We start from the raw sequence: 20,444 nt of genomic DNA on the forward strand, positions 1-20,444 counted from the left end.
GGCCATCCTAATTGACCGGACGGGCGCGGTCGTCCGCGCAGTCAGGCGTCAGGCGCCGACGGTCGACGGTGCGCTCTCCCCGTCTCCTCCGGCGCGCAAGGCGATGATGGCCAGCGACAGCATCAGCCGATCCCGCGGCTGCGTCAGCGAGCGCCCGGTGAGGTTCTCGATCTGCTTGAGACGGTAGATGACGGTGTTGCGGTGACAGAACAGTTCCTGGGCGGCGTGGGTCGGTGAGCCCCCGTGCCGCAGCAACGCGCCGAGGGTTTCCAGCAGCATCTGGCGCGTCGAGTCGGGCTGCTGGTTCAGACGTCCGAGCGTCTCCTGGACCAGGAGCACGGTTGCCTCCGGGCTACCGGTGAGCAGAATCTCCGGCAGACGATCCCGGACGTCGACCACCTCGCGACCGCCACGGGGCAGCGAGGACGCGGCCCGCGAGGCCAGCTGTCGCGCGACCGCGAAACCCTTCAGACCGTCGCTGCACAGCGCGACGGCGGCCCGCCCCAGCGCCGCAACTTGGAGATGGTCGATGACCGGCGCCGGGTCACGACCGGCGAGGTCGATCAGTCCCACGGTCTGCGCGCCGAGTTGGAGCCAGTGCGACTGGACCCCGATCTGCTCCAGGCGTTCCTCGGCCCACCGGGTGGGCTGATCGGCCTCGTCGTCGTTGATGCAGCTGATCGCGAGCAGGTCCTCGTCGATACCGACGCTCAGTACCTGACGGGCCTCCGAGGCGAAGTCAGGCTCGGACCCACGTCCCTGGACCAGCCCGTCCAGCACGGTGAGCTGGCGTTGCAGGTCCCGCCGTTGTAGCAGCGCTTCCTCGCGACGGTAGGACTCGCAGGCGGTTGCGTTCTGCACGTCGAGCGCGCTCCACAACTGTTGTCCCATGAGGATGAGCGTCTCCGCGCTCACCTCGCGCACGGTGCCGGAACCCTGGAGCAGCACGGTCTCCCACAGGGCTCTCGCGCCGTAGCTGTAGGCGTTCAACACTTGTTCCAGTGGCACGCCCTGTTGTGCGCGCCGGCGCCCGGTTTCGCGCCAGACGTGGATCGCGCGATCGTCCGGGGCTGCCAGGCCGGCCATCGTGAGCAATCCGGCCCGGACGTGGCGGCGGGTGCTGGTGCGAACCTCCTCACGCAGTTCGCTGGTCACCTGCTGGTAGTAGGCCTCGTCGCGCCCGAACAGTTCGAGAGTGATCGCGTCCGCGATGATCTCGGCGTCCTCGAGCATGCTCGCCCACGCACGTCTGATCGCCTCCCGCTGGGCGGCGGGAATCTCGTGCCGGGAGGTCGACAGACTCGACTCGGTGGGCGCGGCCATGGGCCGAGAATGACACCGGCGCACAAAAAGCGCTAGTGGCAGATCCCCAGGATGACCGCCTGCACCACAGATATTGTGCGCTGCGCCCATACCCCTTCTTGTGCGTAGCGTCCAAAGTTGGGTCACCCGCACTTCCACCCCAGGAGTCAAAGTGAGCGCATCTGCACCAGACGGTGCACCAGACCGCGCAGCCCTCGCCTCGCCCACGACCATGCTCACGCTGCAGGACATCACCGTTCGCTTCGGCGGCATCGTCGCGCTCGACAGCGTCGGTCTCGAGGTCCGTCCGAGCGAGGTCCACGGCGTGATCGGTCCGAACGGCGCCGGCAAGACCACGTTGTTCAACGTCGCCTGCGGCTTCGTACAACCGTCCTCCGGCACGATCACCTGGAAGGGCGAGCAGCTCAACGGCCTGCGGCCCCACCACCTGGCCCGCCACGGCATCGCCCGCACCCTGCAGGGTCTCGGCCTGTTCGACGGCATCAGCGTGCTTGAAAACGTGATGGTCGGAGCCGACCGTCACGGCCGGGCCGGATTCTGGTCGGGTCTGCTGGCGATCCCGCGCAGCACCGGCGACGAGAAGGCACTGCGCGAGCGCAGCCTCGAAGTGCTGCGTGAACTCGACATCGAGGGATACGCCGACCGCTCACCGGCCAGCCTCCCCTACCCGATCCGCAAGCGTGTCGCCCTGGCACGCGCCCTGGTCAGCGAGCCGGAGTTGCTGCTGCTGGACGAGCCGGCGTCCGGCCTGTCCGAGTCGGAGATGACCGAGCTCGGCGACATCATCCTCGGGCTGTCCGACCGGGTGTCGGTGATGCTCGTGGAGCACCACATGGATCTGGTCATGCGGGTGTGCAGCCGGATCACCGTGCTCGACTTCGGCCGGGTCATCGCTCGCGGCACACCGGACGAGGTCCGGGAGGACCCGGCCGTCCTCGCCGCCTACCTCGGCAACGAGGTGACCCACGACGACGGTGAGATCGACGACGACGCCGACGACCGCGACCCGAACCGTTCCCTCGACCGTGACGACGCGAACGGAGACCGACGTGCTTGAGGTCTCGGAACTCTCTGCCTCCTACGGACCGGTGAAGGCCCTGCAGGGCGTCTCCTTCGAGGTGCCCCACCGCACGATCACCGCCGTGCTGGGCGCCAACGGCGCCGGCAAGACCACACTGCTGCGCACCGTGTCCGGCCTGATCCGTCCGCAGTCCGGCACGGTGACCCTCGACGGCGCTGACATCACGCACGCGGCACCCGAACGCATGTCCCGCCTCGGCCTCACCCACGTCCCCGAGGGCCGCGGAGTGATCACCGAACTCACCGTGACCGAGAATCTCCGGCTGGGTGAACTGGGACGCGCCAGGAACGGTGACCCCGTCTCCATGGATCGCGTCTGGGAGATGTTCCCCAAGCTCGCCGACCGACGCTCGGCCTTCGCCGGGACGCTGTCCGGTGGCGAGCGCCAGATGCTGGTCATCGCGCGAGCGCTGATGGCCACCCCGAAGGTGCTGCTGCTGGACGAACCCTCGCTCGGCCTTGCGCCGCGCATCGTGGCGCAGATCTTCGACCTGGTGCGCACGCTCGTCGACGAACAAGGCCTGTCGGTCCTGTTGGTCGAGCAGAACGCGCGCAGCGCGCTGTCCATTGCCGACCTCGGCGTCGTCCTCAACCTCGGCAAGGTCGTCACGACCCAGGAGGCGCACGCCCTCGCGGCGGACGAGAGTCTACGCCACGCCTACCTCGGGTTCTGAGAAGGGAACCGTCGTGCAACAGTTCGTCACAACCATCCTCAACGGCATCACCATGGGTGCCGTGTACTCGGCGTTCGCGCTGGCACTGGTGCTCATCTGGCGCTCCACCCGTATCGTCAACTTCGCGCAGGCACCGATGGCCATGGTCACCACCTACGTCGCGATGAACCTCATCGAACGCGGGATGAACTACTGGATCGCCTTCATCGCGGCGCTGGTCGCGGGCTTCCTGCTCGGCGCGTTCGTCGAACGAGTGATCGTCCGCCCGGTCGAAGGCAAGTCCGACATCAACGCGGTGATCCTGACCCTCGGTCTGTTCATCGTGCTGCACTCGGCGGCGGCGCTCATCTTCGGCAGCGACTACAAGTCCTTCCCGGCGGCCTTCGGAGTCCGCGGCATCACCGTGGGCGGCACGAACCTGGCGATCACCCCGTTCGGCATCTTCACCATCCTCGCGGTGTTCGCGGTGATGCTGTTACTGCTCGTGCTCTTCCAGAAAACCGACATCGGTCTGCAGATGCGCGCCTCCGCGTTCAACCCCGAGGTGGCCCGCCTGCTGGGCGTCCGGGTGAGCACGATGCTGACGCTCGGCTGGGCGCTCGCCGCACTGGTCGGTTCACTGTCCGGCCTGCTCATCGCGGGAGGCAACCTGGTGCACCCCGGCTACATGGACTCGGTCGTCGTCTTCGGCTTCGTGGCGGCTGTGATCGGTGGCCTCGACAGTCCGTTCGGTGCCGTCGCCGGCGGCATGATCATCGGGCTCAGCCTCAGCCTCGTCTCCGGATACCTAGGCTCCGGGCTGGTCTCCTTCGCCGCCCTCGTCATCCTGGTCCTGGTCCTGCTCGTGCGGCCCGGCGGCTTGTTCTCCCACACCTCCGAGCGGAAGGTCTGACATGCGTTCCGCAGTGACAACCGTCCGGGGCAACCCCCTGCTCCGGCACCTGCTCCTCGGCCTGCTGGCCGCGGCCCTCGTCATCCTCGTCATGGAATCGGTCGACCCGTTCCGGCAGGGACAGCTGGCGATGATGGCGTACTACGCCATAGCGGCCGGCGGTCTGACGATCCTCACCGGCCTGAACGGTCAACTCTCCCTGGGTCACGGCGCGTTCATGGCGATCGGCGCGTACACCACGGCCTTGTTGCTGCAGGATCGCGAAGGCGCCCTGCCGACGCTGTTGATCATCGCGCTCTCGGCACTGGCCGCCACCGTGATCGGCGCCGTGGTGGGGGTCGCCGCTGCTCGTCTGCACGGTCCGTACATCGCCGGTGCCACGCTCGCACTCGCCGTTGCCGTGCCCGCTCTGGCGCTGCATTTCTCCGAGACGCTCGGCGGTGAACAGGGCCTCAGCGTGATGGTGCCCGAGGTACCGAAACTCGCCGACGACGCGCTGTACTTCCTGACCGGCACGGAGACCACACCCTCGGAATGGGTCGCGTACTCGGGGTGGTTCCTTCTGATCTTCGTCTACATCCTGCTGGCGAACCTCTCCTCCAGCCGGGTCGGACGACGCTGGCGTGCAGTGCGTGACGACGAGGTCGCCGCGTCCCTGGCCGGGATCAACCTCGGCCGCGATCGGGTCATCGCGTTCGTCGTCAGTGCGGCGTGCGCCGGAATCGCGGGCGCTCTGCTCGCCCTCGCCAACCGGCTGGCGGCTCCCGGATCGTTCTCGTTGACACTGTCGCTCACCCTGCTCAGCGCGGTCGTGCTCGGCGGGCTGGGCAGTCTGACAGGAGCCCTGCTCGGTTCCGGATTGCTGGCCCTGCTGCCCAACTTCGCGACGAACGCGGGCACTTCGGCCGGTCTGACCGACATCCAGGCGGCTCAGCTCGCACCGCTGATCATCGGTCTGACCACGATGTTGGTCATTCTGCTCATGCCCGGCGGAATCGTCGGCGGCATCAGGAAACTGTGGGCTCGACGTCCGGGTCGTGGCGGTGGTCCCGGCGCAGCCGCGGACACCCCGACCGTGGAAGCCGACTCGGCCCACCCCCAGGACACCGGGAAGCACTCATCAGCTCCCGGAGCGGCGCCGGCCTCCCGCGCACCGCACACCGCAACACCCACCACTGACCTCGCCCGCGAGGAACAACCGCCGAGGAGGCACCAATGATGAGAAGGTCCAAGAAGGGCACGGTCGTCGTGAGCATGGCGCTCAGCACCGTTCTGCTCGCCGCTTGCGGCGCAGGCGGTCGCGACGACAAGGCTTCCGAGGACGGCGGGTCCGCCGGTTCCACGACCGGCGTCACCGACACCACGGTCAAGATCGGTGCGCACTACCCGCTCACCGGCGTCGCCGCACCCGGCTACAGCGAGATTCCGTCGGGCGCGAAGGCGTACTTCGACTACGTCAACTCCAAGGGCGGCATTCACGGGCGCAAGATCCAGTACGTCGTCAAGGACGACGGGTACATCCCCACCAACACCACACAGGCCGTCAACGAGCTGGTGCAGAAGGACCAGGTCTTCGCGGTCGTCGGTGGTCTCGGCACCCCCACCCATTCCGCGGTCGTCGACTTCCTCAACAGTGAGAAGGTGCCCGACCTGTTCGTCTCCTCGGGGTCGATCAAGTGGGGTGACGACCCGAAGAAGCGCCCGATGACGTTCGGCTGGCAGCCGGACTACGAGATCGAGGGCAAGATCATCGGTAAGTACATCAAGGAGAAGATGCCGAACGCCAAGATCGGCCTCTACCTCCAGGACGACGATCTCGGCGCCGACGGGGCCAAGGGCCTGAAGCAGTTCGCCGGTGGGCAGGTCGTCAAGGAGGTCAAGTACACGACGGGTAACACGGACGTCGCGCCGCAGATCGCCGCGCTGCAAGCGTCCAAGGCCGACCTCATCGTGGGCTTCAACGTCCCGTCCTACACCGCCCTCAGCCAGCTCACCGCGATGAAGCTGAACTACAAGCCGAAGTGGTTCTACACCAATGTCGGATCCGACCCGAAGCTCGTCGGGGAGTTGCTCGCGAAGTTCTCCAAGGGCAGCGTGAAGAACGGCAGCTCGGCTCTCGACGGCATCATGACGACCGAGTACATCCCGGGTGTCGACTCGGCCGACGACCCGTGGGTCAAGCTGTGGCAGAAGGTCTGGAAGGAGTCCGGCGGCAAGGGCGAACTGACCAACTACCGCATCTACGGCATGTCCCAGGCGTACGCGTTCGTCTCGGCGCTGCAGGCCTCGGGCAAGAAGTTGACCCGTGAAGGCATCATCAAGGCGATCGAGCAGAACGGCGCGAAGTGGAAGGGCCCGCAGAAGCTGCCCTTCCGTTACTCGGCCGACAGCCACCTCGGTATCTCCGGTGTCGAGGTCGTCGAGATCCAGAACGGCATCGGCAAGGGTCTGCAGTCTCCGATGGTCACCGACCTGGGTGACGCGGCGATCAAGCCGGACGCCGGGACGGCCGCTCAGGCGCCGAACGCGTCCGGTCTGCCGGACGACATCAAGGCCACCGAGTGATCTCGCTGTCCTGATCGTCGATCAGTTCAGGAATGCCGCGGACGTTCGTCCGCGGCATTCCTGCGTCCGGCCTCAGGTGTGCCGGACCATGTCGGCGAAGTAGGCGTGCACGCGGTGGTCACCGGTGACCTCAGGATGGAACGAGGTGGCGAGCAGGTTGCCCTGGCGCACCGCGACCGCTCGCCCCGACGCCGCATCATGACCCTGCGGGACCCGGGCGAGAACCTTCACGGCGTCGTCCGTGGCTTCGACCCATGGCGCTCGGATGAACACGGCGTGCACCGGGATGTCACCGAGCGCAGGCATTGGCAGGTCGCACTCGAACGAGTCCACTTGTCGACCGAAAGCGTTGCGGCGCACCGTGATCGCCATACCGCCGAGAGTCTCCTGGTCGGCGGTGCCACCGACGATCGAGTCAGCCAGCAGGATCATCCCGGCACACGATCCGTAGACCGGCATCCCCTGTGCTAGACGCTCGCGGATCGGATCCCGCAGGTCGAAGATGCGCAGCAGCTTGTCGATCGTCGTCGACTCGCCACCGGGCAGCACAAGACCGTCGACTGCGTCGAGTTCGGCGGGCCGTCGCACCGCGACCGTGGCGACTCCCGCTGTGCGCAGAGCGTGCAGGTGTTCGCGGACATCGCCCTGCAGAGCCAGGACGCCGACGGTAACCTGCCGAGCATCCGGCACCGATGCAGCGGTCACTTGGTTAGCCTCCCGTTGTGTCCGTGATCATCCGTCCTCGCCTCGAGTCGGACCTGCCGCAGCTGGTCGAGCAGCTGCGCACCCAGCAACCGGTCTCCGAGTACCCCCTGCGCTGGCCACTGCCGTTCCCGCCTGAGCAGTTCATCGTCCGCGACACCGAGTTGGTTGCCTTCGTCGCGCAGATCGACGATCAGGTCGCGGGCCACGTGTCTGTCACCCGGGTGAGCGACAACCCGGACGGGGCGTTCTGGTCGCGCGGAACCGGCCGGCCGATCGAAGCGCTGGGCTGTCTCTCGGTGCTTTTCGTCGGACCGGAGGCTGCCGGACTCGGGGTCGGTGGACGACTGATGGACACCGCTGTCGCCGAGATCCGTGCCCGAGGTCTGACTCCTGTACTCGACGTCACCCAGAGCAGGTCGAGCGCCACCGCGGTCTATCGACACCGGGGCTGGCGATTCCTCGGCCACAGCCGTCCCGACTGGTTGCCCGACTGGGCGCCTGATGTCCAGTTCTTCGCTCTCCCCGACGATATCGGTCGAATTCTGTTGTCCGGCAAAGTCGTTCGAGGTCATGGGGTTGCCTCCGGCACCGGCCGCGACGCGAGACATCCGGGTGGGACGATTGCCGCTCAGACGCCCCACTTCACCGCGCGCGGCGTTGACCTCGCCGGGCTCGAGCCCGCCACGATCAATCTCTCGCTCGACGCTGCCACCGTGCAGATGGTCCGCCGACCATCACCCTGGCGGGCCTCGCATGGACCGATCAGCATGACGCGGAGACCTTCTCGCTCGTTCGGTGTTCTGCACTGAACGGTGATCAGCGGTTCGGGGGGTACCTCTATTGGCCGCACCCGGAGACCAAACCCGATCATTTCCAACCGGATTCAGTCATCGAGTTGCTCATGCCGCGCATCACTGGTCTGACGTACGGCGACCGCCTGACGGTAGACCTGCCCGCCGGCGCCATCCGGATCAGCTAGGACTACCAGCCCCGTTCGGCCAATCGGTGCGGCGCCGGGATGTCATCGACATTGATGCCGACCATGGCTTCTCCGAGGCCGCGCGAGACCTTGGCGATCACGTCCGGGTCGTCATGGAAGGTGGTCGCCTTCACGATCGCGGCTGCGCGCTCGGCGGGATTGCCGCTCTTGAAGATTCCCGACCCGACGAAGACGCCTTCCGCGCCCAGTTGCATCATCATGGCGGCGTCGGCCGGGGTGGCGATGCCTCCGGCGGTGAACAGGACGACGGGCAGCTTGCCGAGCTCGGCCACCTCCTTGACCAGCTCGTACGGTGCCTGCAGTTCCTTGGCGGCGACGTACAGCTCGTCCTCGGGCAGGTTCTGCAACCGACGCAGCTCCTGGCGGATCTGACGCATGTGCGTGGTCGCGTTGGAGACGTCGCCGGTGCCGGCCTCACCCTTGGAGCGGATCATCGCCGCACCCTCGGTGATGCGGCGCAACGCCTCGCCGAGGTTGGTGGCGCCGCAGACGAAGGGGACGGTGAACTCCCACTTGTCGATGTGGTTGGCGTAGTCGGCCGGGGTGAGCACCTCGGACTCGTCGATGTAGTCCACGCCGAGGCTCTGCAGCACCTGCGCCTCGACGAAGTGACCGATCCGTGCTTTCGCCATGACCGGGATGGAGACAGCCTCGATGATTGCGTCGATCATGTCCGGGTCGCTCATCCGGGAGACACCGCCCTGGGCGCGAATGTCGGCGGGAACGCGCTCCAGCGCCATCACCGCCACGGCTCCCGCGTCCTCGGCGATCCTCGCCTGTTCGGGGGTGACGACATCCATGATCACGCCGCCCTTGAGCATCTCGGCCATGCCGCGTTTGACGCGGGCGGTGCCGGTGCGCGTGAAATCGGTGGTGTGGTCGGCGACCTGGGTCACGGCGGAACTCCTCGTTCGAACCTCGATGGTGTTGCTCGAAGGCTAGACCCGTGCAGAGTCCACTTCGAGCCACATCGTCGGATATGGCACTTTGCTGCCAAGGCAGCGTCCAGACAGCTCAGAAGCTGTCGATGGCCGGTGGGTCGGAGTCGAAGTCGACGACCTTCGGCATGGTGGTGCGGCCGGCGAGCCGGAAGGCACGGACCGGCGGCTGCGCCCGCACCCGACGCACGGCGCGTACTGCGTCGTCGTGGAACGCACGAGCCAGGACGACACGCTGGCCCGCCTGCTGCACCCGCTGCGTCAACGCGAGCCCACCCTTGTGCGTCTCGATCTCGCGGACCGCGTCCGGCGTGAGCGTGAGTCGCAGCGTATGGCTGAGCGCAGACTCGGCGGTGGCTCGTTCCCGGTCGATGCCGAAGTCACGCACCTCGTCGTGCACCTCGGCGTCGTCGGCGAAGTCGAGCGAGCCGGTGGCCGCTTGCGCGAGCAACATCGAACTCGCGGGATCGAGTACACCGGAGTGCGCGAGTTCCATGACCGCCTCGGCCCGGCGCACCAACTGGGCATCCAGTGCCGACACCGAACCCTCCAGCCTGGCGTGCAAGCGGTCCAACCGTGCCGCGGTGTAGGAGAGGTACCAGGCAACGAGCGCGAGGACCGCAACGACGAGCATGACCCAGAACCACACACGCATCAGCTCTCGCCTCTCCACCAACGGACCGGACGGACATCGGATCTGCCCATCCTTGTCGGAACAGTTGCTGCACAAACGGTTTCGTACACCGAGAAAACGTCGGACGCGACCCGCGACCAGTCGAAGCGACGCGCACGTCTGCTCCCCTGTGCCGCGAGTTGCAATCGGTCGGCCGCGTTGGCGAGGAGTTCGAGGACGACGTCCGCGAGTTCATCCGGCTGCTCGTTGGCGAACAACGCACCCGCCCAGCCGTCGTCGAGCACCGCGCGGAAGGCCCTGATGTCACTGGCGACCACGGCGGCGCCGGCACTCATCGCCTCGACCAGGATGATGCCGAAGCTCTCGCCGCCGGTGTTGGGCGCGATGTAGCAGTCGACCGACCGCAGGAACGACTGCTTGTCGGCGTCGCTGATGGTGCCGAGGAACTCGCAGGCGTCGATGACGTTGCGCGGGCGTCCCTCGAGAACCTGCTTAGGGTCGCCCGGCCCGGCGACGATGAGGCGTAGCCCAGGTCGCGCAGCCAGCAGCGCAGGCATGGCGTTGAGCAGCACGTGCAGGCCCTTGCGCGGCTCCTCGATGCGCCCGAGGAACGCCAGCGTCGGACGGTCGTCGGTGCCCTGCCAGGCCGGATTGACCGGGGCGTTCGCGAACTGGTCCACGTACACCCCGTTCGGGATGATGACCGCGTCCCCGCCGATGTGTTCGTGGACGAACCGGCGCGCTTCCGCCGACACCGCGATGCGTCCCATGAGCTTCTCCAGGCCCGGTTGCAGCATCGGGCCGACAGCCAGCAGAGCCCGCGACTTGGTGTTGCTGGTGTGGAAGGTCGCCACGATCGGTCCTTCGGCGGCCCACATCGCGAGCATGGAGACGCTAGGACTCACCGGCTCGTGCACGTGCAGCACGTCGAAGCGGCCGCGTTCGATCCAGCGGGTCACGCGGCTCGCCGTCACCGGGCCGAAGGTCAGCCGCGCGACCGAGCCGTTGTAGGGCACCGGAAGCGCACTGCCCGCGCTCACCACGTACGGCGGCAACGGGGTGTCGGGTTCGGACGGCGCGAGCACCTCGACGTAGTGACCGCGTCCGACGAGGTATTCGGCAAGATCGCGCACGTGCAGCTGGACGCCGCCCGGCACGTCGAACGAGTACGGGCTGACCAGCCCGATTCTCATCGCCGCTCCTGCAGGCCGCTGTCGAAGTCGTCGAGGAAGATGCGCTGCATCATGTGCCAGTCCTCGGTGCGCTGCCTGATCACGTCCCCGAGCGCGTCCACGCATTGCTGGGTCATCGCACGCACCTGGTCGGACCGGTCGCCGTCCGGCACGATCACCCGGTCGCCGAAGTGCGCGACCACGCGTTGTGCCGCCCGACCTGGCACGGGTTCGTAGGTGATCGCGAGCGGGAACAGCGCGGCGCCGGTGTCGAGGGCCAATCGCGCCGGCCCGGTGGCCGCTTTGATGCGGTGGCCGAGCAACCGCACCTCGACGCCGTTGGACGTCAGGTCTCGATCGGACAGAAGCGGGACGAACCCGCCGGCGTCGAGGGCATCGACCAGGCGTCCGTAAGTGTTGTCGCCCCCTGTCAGCGGAAGGATCGTCATGCCCAAGGACTCTCGGAAGGCCAAGAACTCCCCGAACAGTTCCTCGGGCTTGAGTCGTTCGGCGACGGTCGTGACGGGCGCGAAGTAGGTGGTCGACCAGGCTCCGGCGAGGTCCCAGTTGCCCATGTGGCCGAGAAACAGGATGATCGGCTCGCCGCGCCCGACGATCGCCCTGGCCTGCTCGTCCGCGCCGGTCAGCCGCATTCGCTCGGCGAGTTCCTCAGGCGAGTGCACCGAGAGCCGGAAGGCGTCGCACCAGTACCGCATATAGGAACGAATCCCGTTGCGCACCAATGCATCCAGCTCGCCATCGGACAGTTCGGGACGAACTGTGGCGTAGTTGGACCGCATCCGCTCGACCGACTTGCCGCCGCGCTTGTAGGTGGCGTCGGCGATACGTTCGAAGAGTCCGTAGGCCGCGGACTCTGGCAGTCTGCAGACGAGTTTCCAGGCCGTCCGGAACCCGGCGACCTGCAGCGAATCGGCGAAACTCACAGAGCTTTGCCGAGCGCCTGTTGACGCACGGTGAGCATCCGCTGCATCACGGTGATGAAGCTGGCCAGCGCGAGCAGGCCGAGTACGACGCCCATGATCCAGGTTTCCCAGGGCCGCAGGAACCATCCGCACAGACCGGTGGCAACCAGCACGACGACCAGCCGTTCGGCGCGTTCGGCGATGCCGACATTCGCGGTCATACCGAGGCCTTCGGCGCGTGCCTTGGCGTAGGAGACCACGCTGCCGAAGATCAGACAGGCGAGTGCGAGCCCGGCCAGCAGCATGTTGTGGCCCTGGTCGCCGGCGTAGTACAGGACGAGTGCTCCGAAGATGGCTGCGTCGCCGACCCGGTCGAGGGTCGAGTCCAGGTAGGCGCCCCAGACGCTGGAGCGACCGGACATGCGAGCCATGACACCGTCGATCGTGTCGCTGAACACGAACGCGGTGATGACCAGCGTCCCGATCAGGAATTCGTGACGCGGGTAGAACGCCAGCGCGCCGAAGCAGACGCCGAGGGTGCCGATGATCGTCACGACGTCGGGGCTGATCCCCATCTTGAGGAAGAGCTTGGCGACAGGGGTGAAGACCTTCGTGAAAAACGCCCGGGCGTACTTGTTCAGCATGGTGGTCCCAGGTTACCGAGCGACCGGTTCAGTTCTTCGGCCATGCTTCGGCGAGCCGCGACCTGGCGTCCTCCAGCAGCTGGGGCAGCGCTTTGGTCCGGGCGATGATCGGCAGGAAGTTCGAGTCGCCGCCCCAGCGCGGCACGATGTGCTGGTGCAGGTGAGCGGCCACCCCGGCGCCGGCGACCTCGCCCTGGTTCATACCGAGGTTGAAACCCATCGGCGCCGACACGGCCTGCAGCGCGCGGATGCCCTCCTTGGTCAGCTTGGTGAACTCGGCCGTCTCCTCGTCGGTGAGGTCGAGGTACAGCGGCACGTGTCGGTACGGGCAGACCAGCAGGTGACCGGGGTTGTACGGGAACAGGTTCATCACCACGAAGCAGCGTTCGCCGCGATGCACGATCAGCCCGTCGGCATCGTCCTTCTTCGGCGCCGCACAGAAGGGGCAGGCTTCGTCGTCGTGGTCGGCCGGCCGGTCTGCCTCGATGTAGACCATCCGGTGCGGGGTCCACAGGCGCTCGAAACCGTCGGGCGAACCGGCGAAGTCGTCGGGTTTCTCGGACTGCACGGTCGAGTCGGTCGAATCGGTCGGATCGGTCACGGCGTCGATCCTAAGTGGCCCCATCTGGAATAGCCTCGGTGGCACCGGCCGTTGCCATGCATCATGGTGCGGACGGTTGCACCGCACGTACCGATCGACACGTTCGAAGGAGTTCGTCATGCCGTTGCAGGGTGAGTACGCGCTGGAGAAGACGCCGTGGGTCGCGCAGCAGTTGGCCGCGATCGACGAAGCCGGCACCACCGAGGTGGCCGACGTGCAGGGAATGCCTGTGGTCGTCTACACGATCCGCGGCAACAAGTCGGGTCTGCTGCGCCGGGTTCCGCTGATGCGGGTGGAAAAGGACGGCGTCTACGCCGCGGTGGCGTCCAAGGGTGGCGCTCCGGAGCACCCGGCGTGGTATCACAACATCGTCGCGAACCCGGACGTCGAGGTTCAGGACGGCTCGCGTCACCTGGACGGTGTCGCGCGGCGGATCTCGGGCGCCGAGCGGGACGAATGGTGGGAGCGCGCCGTTGCTGCTTTTCCGCCCTACGCCGAGTACCAGACCAAGACCGACCGGGAGATCCCGGTCTTCCTCATCGAGGCGAGCTGAAAGCTGCCGGACGCAATTCCATCAGTCGCTCGTCGGGGGCGGTGAAGCCGAGCCGTTCGTACAGCGAACGTGCTGTCGGACGCGCCGTCAGCTGGTAGCGCTCAACCCCGTTGGTCGTACCCCAGGCGATCATCGCGCGCAGCATCTGCTCGGCGAGGCCGTTCCCACGCGCGGCCGGGGTGACGAACACCTTCTTCACGTGCACCCAACCGGTCGTCGGCCGACGCAGGCTGGGCAGTTTCGACACCCAGTTCGTCTGGACGAATCCGACCGCGGATCCGTCATCGCAGAACGCGACCCAGGTCGGCATGGATTCGAACTCCTCCAACCAGGCGTCCGCGAACTGCGCAATGAACCCGGCACGGTTCGTGCCGCCGTCCTCCAGATCGGCCTGCAGCGTCAACGCGCCGAGGATGAAGGCGTGTTCACGCTCGGCACGGACGATTCTGCTCACCTGGGCATCGAAGCACACCTGCGTCGAAGTCATGCAGAGGCGCGGTGGTGATCTGCGCCTTGGACCCGATCGCGGCTCGGATCTCCTCGATCGCCTCGCCGACCGGCACACCGTTGCGCTGCGAGCCGTCGCGGTAGCGGAACGACACCGCGCCGGCGTCCCTGTCCTCGGCGCCGGCGATGAGCACGAACGGCACCTTCGACTTCGACGCGTTGCGAATCTTCTTCGGAAAGCGGTCGTCGCTGTCGTCGAGCTCGACCCGAACTCCGTTGTCGCGCAACTGCTTCAGAACGTCGTTCAGGTAGTCGGCGAAGTCGTCGGCCACCGGCACACCGAGCACCTGCACCGGCGACAACCACACCGGGAAAGCCCCCGCGTAGTGCTCGACGAGCACACCGATGAACCGCTCGATCGAACCGAACTTGGCCGAGTGGATCATCACCGGCTCCTGGCGGCTGCCGTCCGCGGCCTGGAACTCCAGTCCGAAGCGGTGCGGCTGGTTGAAGTCGTACTGGATCGTCGACATCTGCCAGGTGCGGCCGATCGCGTCCTTGGCCTGGACGGAGATCTTCGGTCCGTAGAACGCGGCACCGCCGGGGTCGGGCACGAGGTCGACACCGAACTTTCGTGCGGTGTCCTCGAGCACCCTGGTCGCGGTCTCCCACTGCTCGTCCGAGCCGATGAACTTGTCCTTCTTGTCGCCCTCGGTGTCGCGCGTCGAGAGTTCGAAGTAGTAGTCGTTCAGCCCGAAGTCCTTGAGCAGGCCGACAACGAAGTTCAGCAGGTGCTCGATCTCGGCCGGTGCCTGCTCAGGGGTCACGTAGGAGTGCGAATCGTCCTGGGTCATCGCCCGGACGCGGGTCAGACCGTGCACCACACCGGACTTCTCGTTGCGATAGACCGAACCGAACTCGAAGAACCGCAGCGGGAGTTCACGGTACGAACGGCCCCGCGACCTGAAGATCAGGTTGTGCATCGGGCAGTTCATCGCCTTCAGCCGGTACTCCGCGTTCTCCATCTCCATCGGCGGGAACATGGTGTCGGCGTAGTACGGCAGGTGCCCCGAGGTGTGGAAGAGCCCCTCCTTGGAGATGTGCGGGGTGCTGACGTAGGAGAACCCCTCCTCCAGGTGCCGGCGACGGACGTAGTCCTCCATCTCCCGCTTGATGACACCGCCCTTGGGGTGGAAAACGACCATGCCCGAACCCAATTCGTCCGGGAAGGAGTACAGGTCGAGTTCGGCTCCGAGCTTGCGGTGGTCGCGCTTCTCGGCCTCGGCGATGCGGTCGAGGTAGGCCTTGAGTTCGTCCTTGCTGGCCCAGGCGGTGCCGTAGATGCGCTGCAACTGCGGGTTCTTCTCGCTGCCGCGCCAGTACGCGGCGGCCGAACGCATGATCTTGAACGCGTTGCCGAGCACCTTGGTCGACGGCACGTGCGGTCCGCGGCACAGGTCGCCCCAGGCACGCTCACCGTCGCGGCGGATGTTGTCGTAGATCGTGAGTTCGCCGGCGCCGACCTCGGCCTCAGCACCCTCGGCGGCGTCGGCGGCATTGCCCTTCAGCCCGATGAGCTCCAGCTTGTACGGCTCCTGCGCGAGTTCGGCACGGGCTTCTTCGTCGCTGACGACCCGGCGCGAGAAGGTCTGGCCCTCGTTGACGATCTTCTGCATCGCCTTCTCGAGCGCCTTCAGGTCATCGGGTTGGAACGGGGTCTCGACGTCGAAGTCGTAGTAGAAGCCGTCCTTGACCGGCGGGCCGATGCCGAGCTTGGCATCCGGGTTCACCTGCTGCACGGCCTGCGCCAGGACGTGCGCGGCGGAGTGGCGCAGGATGTCGAGGCCGTCCTGCTGGGACAGGTCGACCGCCTCGACGACGGCGCCGTCCGGGATCTCGCGGAAGAGGTCCTGGAGCCGACCGTCGACGCGCATCGCGACGACGCTGCGGTCGCCGCCGAACAGGTCGGAGCCGGTAGTGCCCTGCTGCACCGCTCGCTCGCTTCCGGCGACGGACACGGTGATCTGGCTGGACACGTGGTGCTCCTTGATCTGGGTTCGGATTGAACCCCGCAAGGTTATCGGTCGATCAACGTTGCTCTCGACCGGATATCACTGTCCCCCGGCAACCGCCCGCAGCACGGTCAGCCGGTGACCAGTTGCTGCGCGAACTGCTGGTGTCGCGCCATGACCGCTTCGAGGTGGAGCCCTTCGTCCTTCTCCCCCAACGACATCGACCCGCGCGTCAGCAAAGCACGTCCACCCAGTCGCCGCACGGCGTCGACCTCGATGTCGTCCCGTCCCGGGCACGAAGAAACCCGGGCGCCTTTCGGCACCCGGGCTTCTTCAATTCGAGACTCAGTTGAGCGGACCCGGGCGGTCGATCGGGTCCGGGCGGTCCAGCGGGTCGACCGGGTCGGGCACGTGGCCCGGACGGCGACCCGCGGTGCCGGCGTCCGGCGCTCCCGCCGTGCCGGGGGCGCCGGTCGTACCGGTGGCGTCCGTGCTGAATCCGCCGTCGGCTGTCGCGTCGGTGCCGGTCGGGTTCACACCCGGCGTCGGCTTGTGCGCCTGCTTCTGCACGGTTTCCTCGACCTTGTTGCCGGCAGTCTGGATCTTGTCGGTGTACTTGCCCTTGGTGACCTTGTCGGCCGTCTGGGTGACCTTGTCGATGCCCCCGCGCACCTTGTCGGGGTTCTCGGCAGCAGCCTTCTTCACCTTGTCGACGCCGCCGATCGCAGCCTTCTTGGCCTTGTCGAACAGGTCCTTCGCCTGACCGGAGTTGCTCATGTCGTCCTCCTCGTGGGATGGGCACACCCGCGGCCGCAGCCGCGGGAACTGGGTATGCACCCAGGTTGCCAAACTCCGCACCCGAAAAGTGGCTAAGAGATCAGCAACTCGACTTCGTGACGCCGGGCAGTTCACCGCGATGAGCCATCTCACGCAACCGGATCCGGGACGGAACTCCGTCGACCGGCCGGCGCCAGCACGCCTGCCGGTCGGTCGCGCCTCACTCGAGCTCACTGTCGGTGGAGCGCAGGACGACCAGGAGCAACGCGCGCAGTTCCTCGCGTTGGTCGGCACTCAGGACGTCGAACATCGCGTCATCACGTTCGCGGCGCGAGGTGTCGAGGGTGCGCCACAAGCGGACGCCTTCATCCGTCAGCGACAACACCTTGGCCCGACGGTCGTCCGGATCAGGGCTGCGCAGCACGAGGCCACGCTCCGCCAGTCCGTCGACGACCTCCGTCGCCGAACGCGGGGACACCCGAAGACGCTGCGCGAGCTCTGCTGCCCGCATGCCCGAATCCTCTTGCGCGGCAATCACATTCAACGCTCGAGCCAGGTGCGGGCTCAGACCGTACGGCTCCAGATCGGCGAGCCACGCCCGTCGGGAGACGTGCGCGACACGCATCAACAGTTGGCGCAGCGGCAGTTCTTCGGACGACTCGTGGGAAGGCACGGGAACATCCTAGCGATTGTGGAGGTTACGACATGTTGAAGTAACCTCAGCACATCTCCGACCGAAGGGAGTCCGCATGGCAGCCGGATCCCAACCCATGACCGCCTCAGGACGCGGCGGTCCCGGACGCGTGGCGCACAAGAGCGCCTCCGACGTCCGCCAACTCGATGACCACCCGGTCGAACTCTCGCGCATCGCGGCGTTGTTTCGCCCCTACCGCAGCCGGCTCGCCGCTGTCTGCGCGCTCATCGTCCTCACTTCCCTGATCGGTCTCGCATCGCCCTTCCTGGTGAAGCACCTGATCGACGACGCGATCCCTGCCCAGAACGTGCCGCTGCTGCTGGCCCTGGTCGGCGGCATGCTCACGATCACGGTCTGTACCCAACTGCTCGGCGTCCTGCAGACCTGGCTGTCGACCCGCATCGGCCAGCAGGTGATGCACGACCTGCGCACCCGCCTGTTCGCCCACCTGCAACGGATGCCGCTCGGCTTCTTCACCCGCACCCGCAGCGGTGAGGTGCAATCCCGCGTCACCAACGACATCAGCGCGATGCAGGCGGTCGTCACCGACTCCGCGACATCGATCGCATCGAATGTCACCACCGCCGTCGGCACAGCCACAGCGATGGCCTTCCTGTCCTGGAAGTTGTCGCTGCTCAGCCTGGTCGTGCTGCCGCCGGCCATCTGGCTGACCCGCCGCGTCGCCCACCAGCGGCGTGCCATCCAAGGCAAGGCACAGCGCACGCTCGCCGACATGCAGACCCAGATCGAGGAGTCGTTGTCGATCAACGGTGTCATCCTCGCCAAGACGCTCGGCTCCGGACCCGCTCTCTCCCAGCGGTTCTCCGGTTCCTCGACCACCCTCACCGAACTCGAGGTGCAGTCACAGCTCGCCGGACGCTGGCGCATGGGCACGATGGCGATCATCTTCTCCGCGATCCCCGCCCTCATCTACCTCGCGGCCGGACTCCCAGCCACCGGCGGCGGCATGACGATCGGCACCTTGGTCGCCTTCGTCGCACTGCAGACCCAGTTGTTCCGACCCCTGATGGGCGTGCTCAACGTCGGCGCCCAAGTGGTCACCTCGATGGCGCTGTTCAGCCGCATCTTCGAATACCTCGACCTTCCCGTCGAGATCGACGACCCGGCCGATCCGGCCCCGCTGCAGACCGATCGGGCGCGCGGTGAAATCAGATTCGACGGGGTCACCGTCACCTATCCGGACGCCGACCGCCCCGCTCTCGACAGCATCGACCTCACCGTCCCGGCGGGGTCGACGGTCGCGGTCGTCGGCGCCACCGGCTCGGGCAAGTCCACCCTGGCAGCCCTCGTCTCACGTCTGCACGACCCGACGAACGGGCGGGTCCTCATCGACGGCCACGACCTGCGCGACCTGCGTCTGACCGACATCGCCGGCCTGGTCGGTGTCGTCAGCCAGGAGAGCTACCTGTTGCACGCGTCGGTCGCCGACAACCTGCGGTACGCCCGTCCGGATGCCACGGACCACCAGATGATCGAAGCAGCCCGGGCAGCGCAGGTACACGAACTGATCGAGTCACTCCCGCAGGGTTACGACACCGTCGTCGGTGCTCGCGGGTACCGCTTCTCCGGCGGTGAGAAGCAGCGGATCGCGTTGGCGCGCACCATTCTTCGCAATCCGAAGATTATGGTGCTGGACGAGGCCACCTCGGCGCTGGACAACTCCACCGAACGCGCCGTGCAACGCGCGTTGGACGCGGCCGGCGCCGGGCGCACGACGCTGACCATCGCGCACCGCCTGTCGACCGTCCGCGACGCCGACCGCATCGTCGTACTCGACCGGGGACGCATCGCCGAGCAGGGCACCCACGAGCAGTTGTTGCTGCGCGGGGGCCACTACGCACGTCTGTGGGACGCCCAGCTCTGCGCTGCCGCGGCCTGAGGGTTCAGCCCGTCCGCGCCACGGACAGCAGGACAACGCTGTCGGCGTGCGCATCGAGGCGATGCTTGGTCTGCGGGATGACCGTGTACTCCCCCGCCTTCAGTCGGGCGGACCCGTCCGCCCAGCCGAGAGTGACCTCACCGGACAGGACCAGCAGGGTCGCCTCACCAGGGTTGTTGTGGTCTGCCAACTGCGACCCGGCGTTCATGGTGAGCAGCACCTGGCCGAGAGTCTGGCCACCGCCACCTTTCAAGGTCAGCGCGCTGCGACCGACCTTCGACTCACCGGCGCGCTCGCGCTCATCGGGATACACATCGTCCAACCGCACGGTCTTCATGAGTCCATCGTGCACCCGCGGCACCACGAAGGCCCGGGACCAACGTCCCGGGCCTTCGTGCGCGCATCATCCGGCGCGCAGGTACTCAACCGCCAGCGCGACGAGCTCGGACGGTGTGTGCGCGAGGTCGAGGGTGATTCCCGCCTCGTCCTCCTCCAGCGGCTCGAGCGTCGCGAACTGGGAATCGAGCAGACTTCCCGGCATGAAGTGACCCTGGCGAGCGACGAGTCGCGAACCGATCAGTTCCTTCGACCCGGCGAGGTGGACGAAGTCGAGTTGGGCCCCGCTGCTGCGCAGGATGTCCCGGTAGCGACGACGCAGAGCCGAACAGGCCAGGACGGTGCTGGTGCCGGCGGCGTCCCGCTCGGCGATCCAGTCGGCCAAGGTCTGCAGCCACGGCAGCCGGTCGTCGTCGTCCAACGGGGTGCCGGCGCGCATCTTCTCCACGTTCGCCTCGGGGTGGAACAGGTCGGCCTCGCCGAACTCCCATCCCAGTTCCCGGGCGACGCCCATGGCGACCGTGGTCTTTCCGCTGCCGGACACACCCATCAGGACAGCGTGGCGCACGCCCAC

At 67.0% G+C, this 20,444-nt stretch carries 23 protein-coding genes; 8 read left to right on the forward strand and 15 right to left on the reverse strand.

Annotation, left to right across the window (positions count from 1 at the left end; genetic code table 11):
* Positions 1-48 precede the first annotated feature (48 nt).
* Positions 49-1,323, reverse strand: a complete 1,275-nt coding sequence (locus MF407_RS07740; RefSeq protein ID WP_239701939.1) for a PucR family transcriptional regulator — start codon at positions 1,321-1,323, stop codon at positions 49-51.
* Between the two features lie 151 nt (positions 1,324-1,474).
* On the opposite strand from MF407_RS07740, the gene MF407_RS07745 reads away from it, so the two are divergent.
* The 5 genes from MF407_RS07745 to MF407_RS07765 are packed head-to-tail and all read left to right on the forward strand — an operon-like array spanning position 1,475 to position 6,534.
* A complete protein-coding gene (locus tag MF407_RS07745; protein WP_239701940.1) occupies positions 1,475-2,380 on the forward strand; it encodes an ABC transporter ATP-binding protein in 906 nt (301 codons plus the stop codon).
* Positions 2,373-3,077 (forward strand): ABC transporter ATP-binding protein, encoded by a 705-nt coding sequence (locus tag MF407_RS07750; protein WP_239701941.1) that lies wholly within the window; start codon positions 2,373-2,375, stop codon positions 3,075-3,077. Before MF407_RS07745 ends, MF407_RS07750 begins: the two co-directional genes overlap by 8 nt.
* 13 nt (positions 3,078-3,090) lie before the next feature.
* Positions 3,091-3,969, forward strand: a complete 879-nt coding sequence (locus MF407_RS07755; protein ID WP_129623933.1) for a branched-chain amino acid ABC transporter permease — start codon at positions 3,091-3,093, stop codon at positions 3,967-3,969.
* A 1-nt stretch (position 3,970) separates the two neighbouring features.
* Positions 3,971-5,188 carry a branched-chain amino acid ABC transporter permease gene (locus MF407_RS07760; RefSeq protein WP_129623934.1) on the forward strand — a complete coding sequence of 406 codons (1,218 nt, stop codon included), beginning with the start codon at positions 3,971-3,973 and terminating at the stop codon, positions 5,186-5,188.
* Positions 5,185-6,534 (forward strand): ABC transporter substrate-binding protein, encoded by a 1,350-nt coding sequence (locus tag MF407_RS07765; protein ID WP_239701942.1) that lies wholly within the window; start codon positions 5,185-5,187, stop codon positions 6,532-6,534. The genes MF407_RS07760 and MF407_RS07765 overlap by 4 nt, the downstream gene beginning before the upstream one ends.
* 72 nt (positions 6,535-6,606) lie before the next feature.
* Here the strand turns inward: MF407_RS07765 and pdxT are convergent, their stop codons facing one another.
* Complete coding sequence (pdxT, locus tag MF407_RS07770; RefSeq protein WP_239701943.1) at positions 6,607-7,239, reverse strand: pyridoxal 5'-phosphate synthase glutaminase subunit PdxT; 633 nt, start codon at positions 7,237-7,239, stop codon at positions 6,607-6,609.
* Between the two features lie 17 nt (positions 7,240-7,256).
* Between pdxT and MF407_RS07775 the strand changes: the two genes are divergently transcribed.
* Complete coding sequence (locus MF407_RS07775; RefSeq protein ID WP_239701944.1) at positions 7,257-8,048, forward strand: GNAT family N-acetyltransferase; 792 nt, start codon at positions 7,257-7,259, stop codon at positions 8,046-8,048.
* Positions 8,049-8,220: 172 nt separating this feature from the next.
* On the opposite strand, the gene pdxS is transcribed toward MF407_RS07775, so the two are convergent.
* The 6 genes from pdxS to MF407_RS07805 all read right to left on the reverse strand — a co-directional run bounded on the left by pdxS (position 8,221) and on the right by MF407_RS07805 (position 13,118).
* Positions 8,221-9,135: a pyridoxal 5'-phosphate synthase lyase subunit PdxS gene (gene pdxS, locus MF407_RS07780; RefSeq protein WP_345770842.1), complete on the reverse strand. Its 915-nt coding sequence runs from the start codon at positions 9,133-9,135 to the stop codon at positions 8,221-8,223.
* Positions 9,136-9,253: 118 nt separating this feature from the next.
* Positions 9,254-9,832 (reverse strand): hypothetical protein, encoded by a 579-nt coding sequence (locus tag MF407_RS07785; RefSeq protein ID WP_239701945.1) that lies wholly within the window; start codon positions 9,830-9,832, stop codon positions 9,254-9,256.
* Positions 9,832-11,004 (reverse strand): glycosyltransferase family 4 protein, encoded by a 1,173-nt coding sequence (locus MF407_RS07790; RefSeq protein ID WP_239701946.1) that lies wholly within the window; start codon positions 11,002-11,004, stop codon positions 9,832-9,834. Before MF407_RS07790 ends, MF407_RS07785 begins: the two co-directional genes overlap by 1 nt.
* Positions 11,001-11,927 (reverse strand): phosphatidylinositol mannoside acyltransferase, encoded by a 927-nt coding sequence (locus MF407_RS07795; protein WP_239701947.1) that lies wholly within the window; start codon positions 11,925-11,927, stop codon positions 11,001-11,003. Before MF407_RS07795 ends, MF407_RS07790 begins: the two co-directional genes overlap by 4 nt.
* The gene (gene pgsA / locus MF407_RS07800; RefSeq protein WP_239701948.1) at positions 11,924-12,550 is read right to left on the reverse strand and encodes a phosphatidylinositol phosphate synthase; all 627 of its coding nucleotides are present in this window, start codon (positions 12,548-12,550) and stop codon (positions 11,924-11,926) included. The genes MF407_RS07795 and pgsA overlap by 4 nt, the downstream gene beginning before the upstream one ends.
* A 28-nt stretch (positions 12,551-12,578) precedes the next feature.
* Positions 12,579-13,118, reverse strand: coding sequence for an HIT domain-containing protein (locus MF407_RS07805; protein ID WP_239702876.1), 540 nt, complete (start codon positions 13,116-13,118; stop codon positions 12,579-12,581).
* 151 nt (positions 13,119-13,269) lie between these two features.
* Here MF407_RS07805 and MF407_RS07810 point away from each other — a divergent pair, with 151 nt between their 5' ends.
* Complete coding sequence (locus tag MF407_RS07810) at positions 13,270-13,704, forward strand: nitroreductase family deazaflavin-dependent oxidoreductase (RefSeq protein WP_239701949.1); 435 nt, start codon at positions 13,270-13,272, stop codon at positions 13,702-13,704.
* Here the strand turns inward: MF407_RS07810 and MF407_RS07815 are convergent.
* The 5 genes from MF407_RS07815 to MF407_RS07835 all read right to left on the reverse strand — a co-directional run bounded on the left by MF407_RS07815 (position 13,688) and on the right by MF407_RS07835 (position 17,613).
* Entirely contained in the window at positions 13,688-14,158 is a 471-nt protein-coding gene (locus MF407_RS07815; RefSeq protein ID WP_239701950.1) for a GNAT family N-acetyltransferase, read from the reverse strand. The two genes, MF407_RS07810 and MF407_RS07815, sit on opposite strands and share 17 nt — an antisense overlap.
* A complete protein-coding gene (thrS, locus tag MF407_RS07820) occupies positions 14,130-16,187 on the reverse strand; it encodes a threonine--tRNA ligase (protein ID WP_239701951.1) in 2,058 nt (685 codons plus the stop codon). Before thrS ends, MF407_RS07815 begins: the two co-directional genes overlap by 29 nt.
* 107 nt (positions 16,188-16,294) lie before the next feature.
* Complete coding sequence (locus MF407_RS07825) at positions 16,295-16,486, reverse strand: hypothetical protein (protein ID WP_239702933.1); 192 nt, start codon at positions 16,484-16,486, stop codon at positions 16,295-16,297.
* 22 nt (positions 16,487-16,508) lie between these two features.
* Positions 16,509-16,940 carry an antitoxin gene (locus tag MF407_RS07830; RefSeq protein ID WP_141928176.1) on the reverse strand — a complete coding sequence of 144 codons (432 nt, stop codon included), beginning with the start codon at positions 16,938-16,940 and terminating at the stop codon, positions 16,509-16,511.
* A 220-nt stretch (positions 16,941-17,160) separates the two neighbouring features.
* Positions 17,161-17,613 carry a MarR family transcriptional regulator gene (locus MF407_RS07835; RefSeq protein WP_205744616.1) on the reverse strand — a complete coding sequence of 151 codons (453 nt, stop codon included), beginning with the start codon at positions 17,611-17,613 and terminating at the stop codon, positions 17,161-17,163.
* Positions 17,614-17,689: 76 nt separating this feature from the next.
* On the opposite strand from MF407_RS07835, the gene MF407_RS07840 reads away from it, so the two are divergent.
* Entirely contained in the window at positions 17,690-19,534 is a 1,845-nt protein-coding gene (locus MF407_RS07840) for an ABC transporter ATP-binding protein (protein WP_239701952.1), read from the forward strand.
* Between the two features lie 4 nt (positions 19,535-19,538).
* On the opposite strand, the gene MF407_RS07845 is transcribed toward MF407_RS07840, so the two are convergent.
* Both MF407_RS07845 and MF407_RS07850 read right to left on the reverse strand, forming a co-directional pair.
* Positions 19,539-19,871, reverse strand: a complete 333-nt coding sequence (locus MF407_RS07845; RefSeq protein ID WP_141928175.1) for a cupin domain-containing protein — start codon at positions 19,869-19,871, stop codon at positions 19,539-19,541.
* A 66-nt stretch (positions 19,872-19,937) separates the two neighbouring features.
* The gene (locus MF407_RS07850; protein ID WP_239701953.1) at positions 19,938-20,444 is read right to left on the reverse strand and encodes a gluconokinase; all 507 of its coding nucleotides are present in this window, start codon (positions 20,442-20,444) and stop codon (positions 19,938-19,940) included.

The sequence above is a fragment of the Yimella sp. NH-Cas1 genome (assembly GCF_022359705.1).
GTDB lineage: Bacteria > Actinomycetota > Actinomycetes > Actinomycetales > Dermatophilaceae > Yimella > Yimella lutea.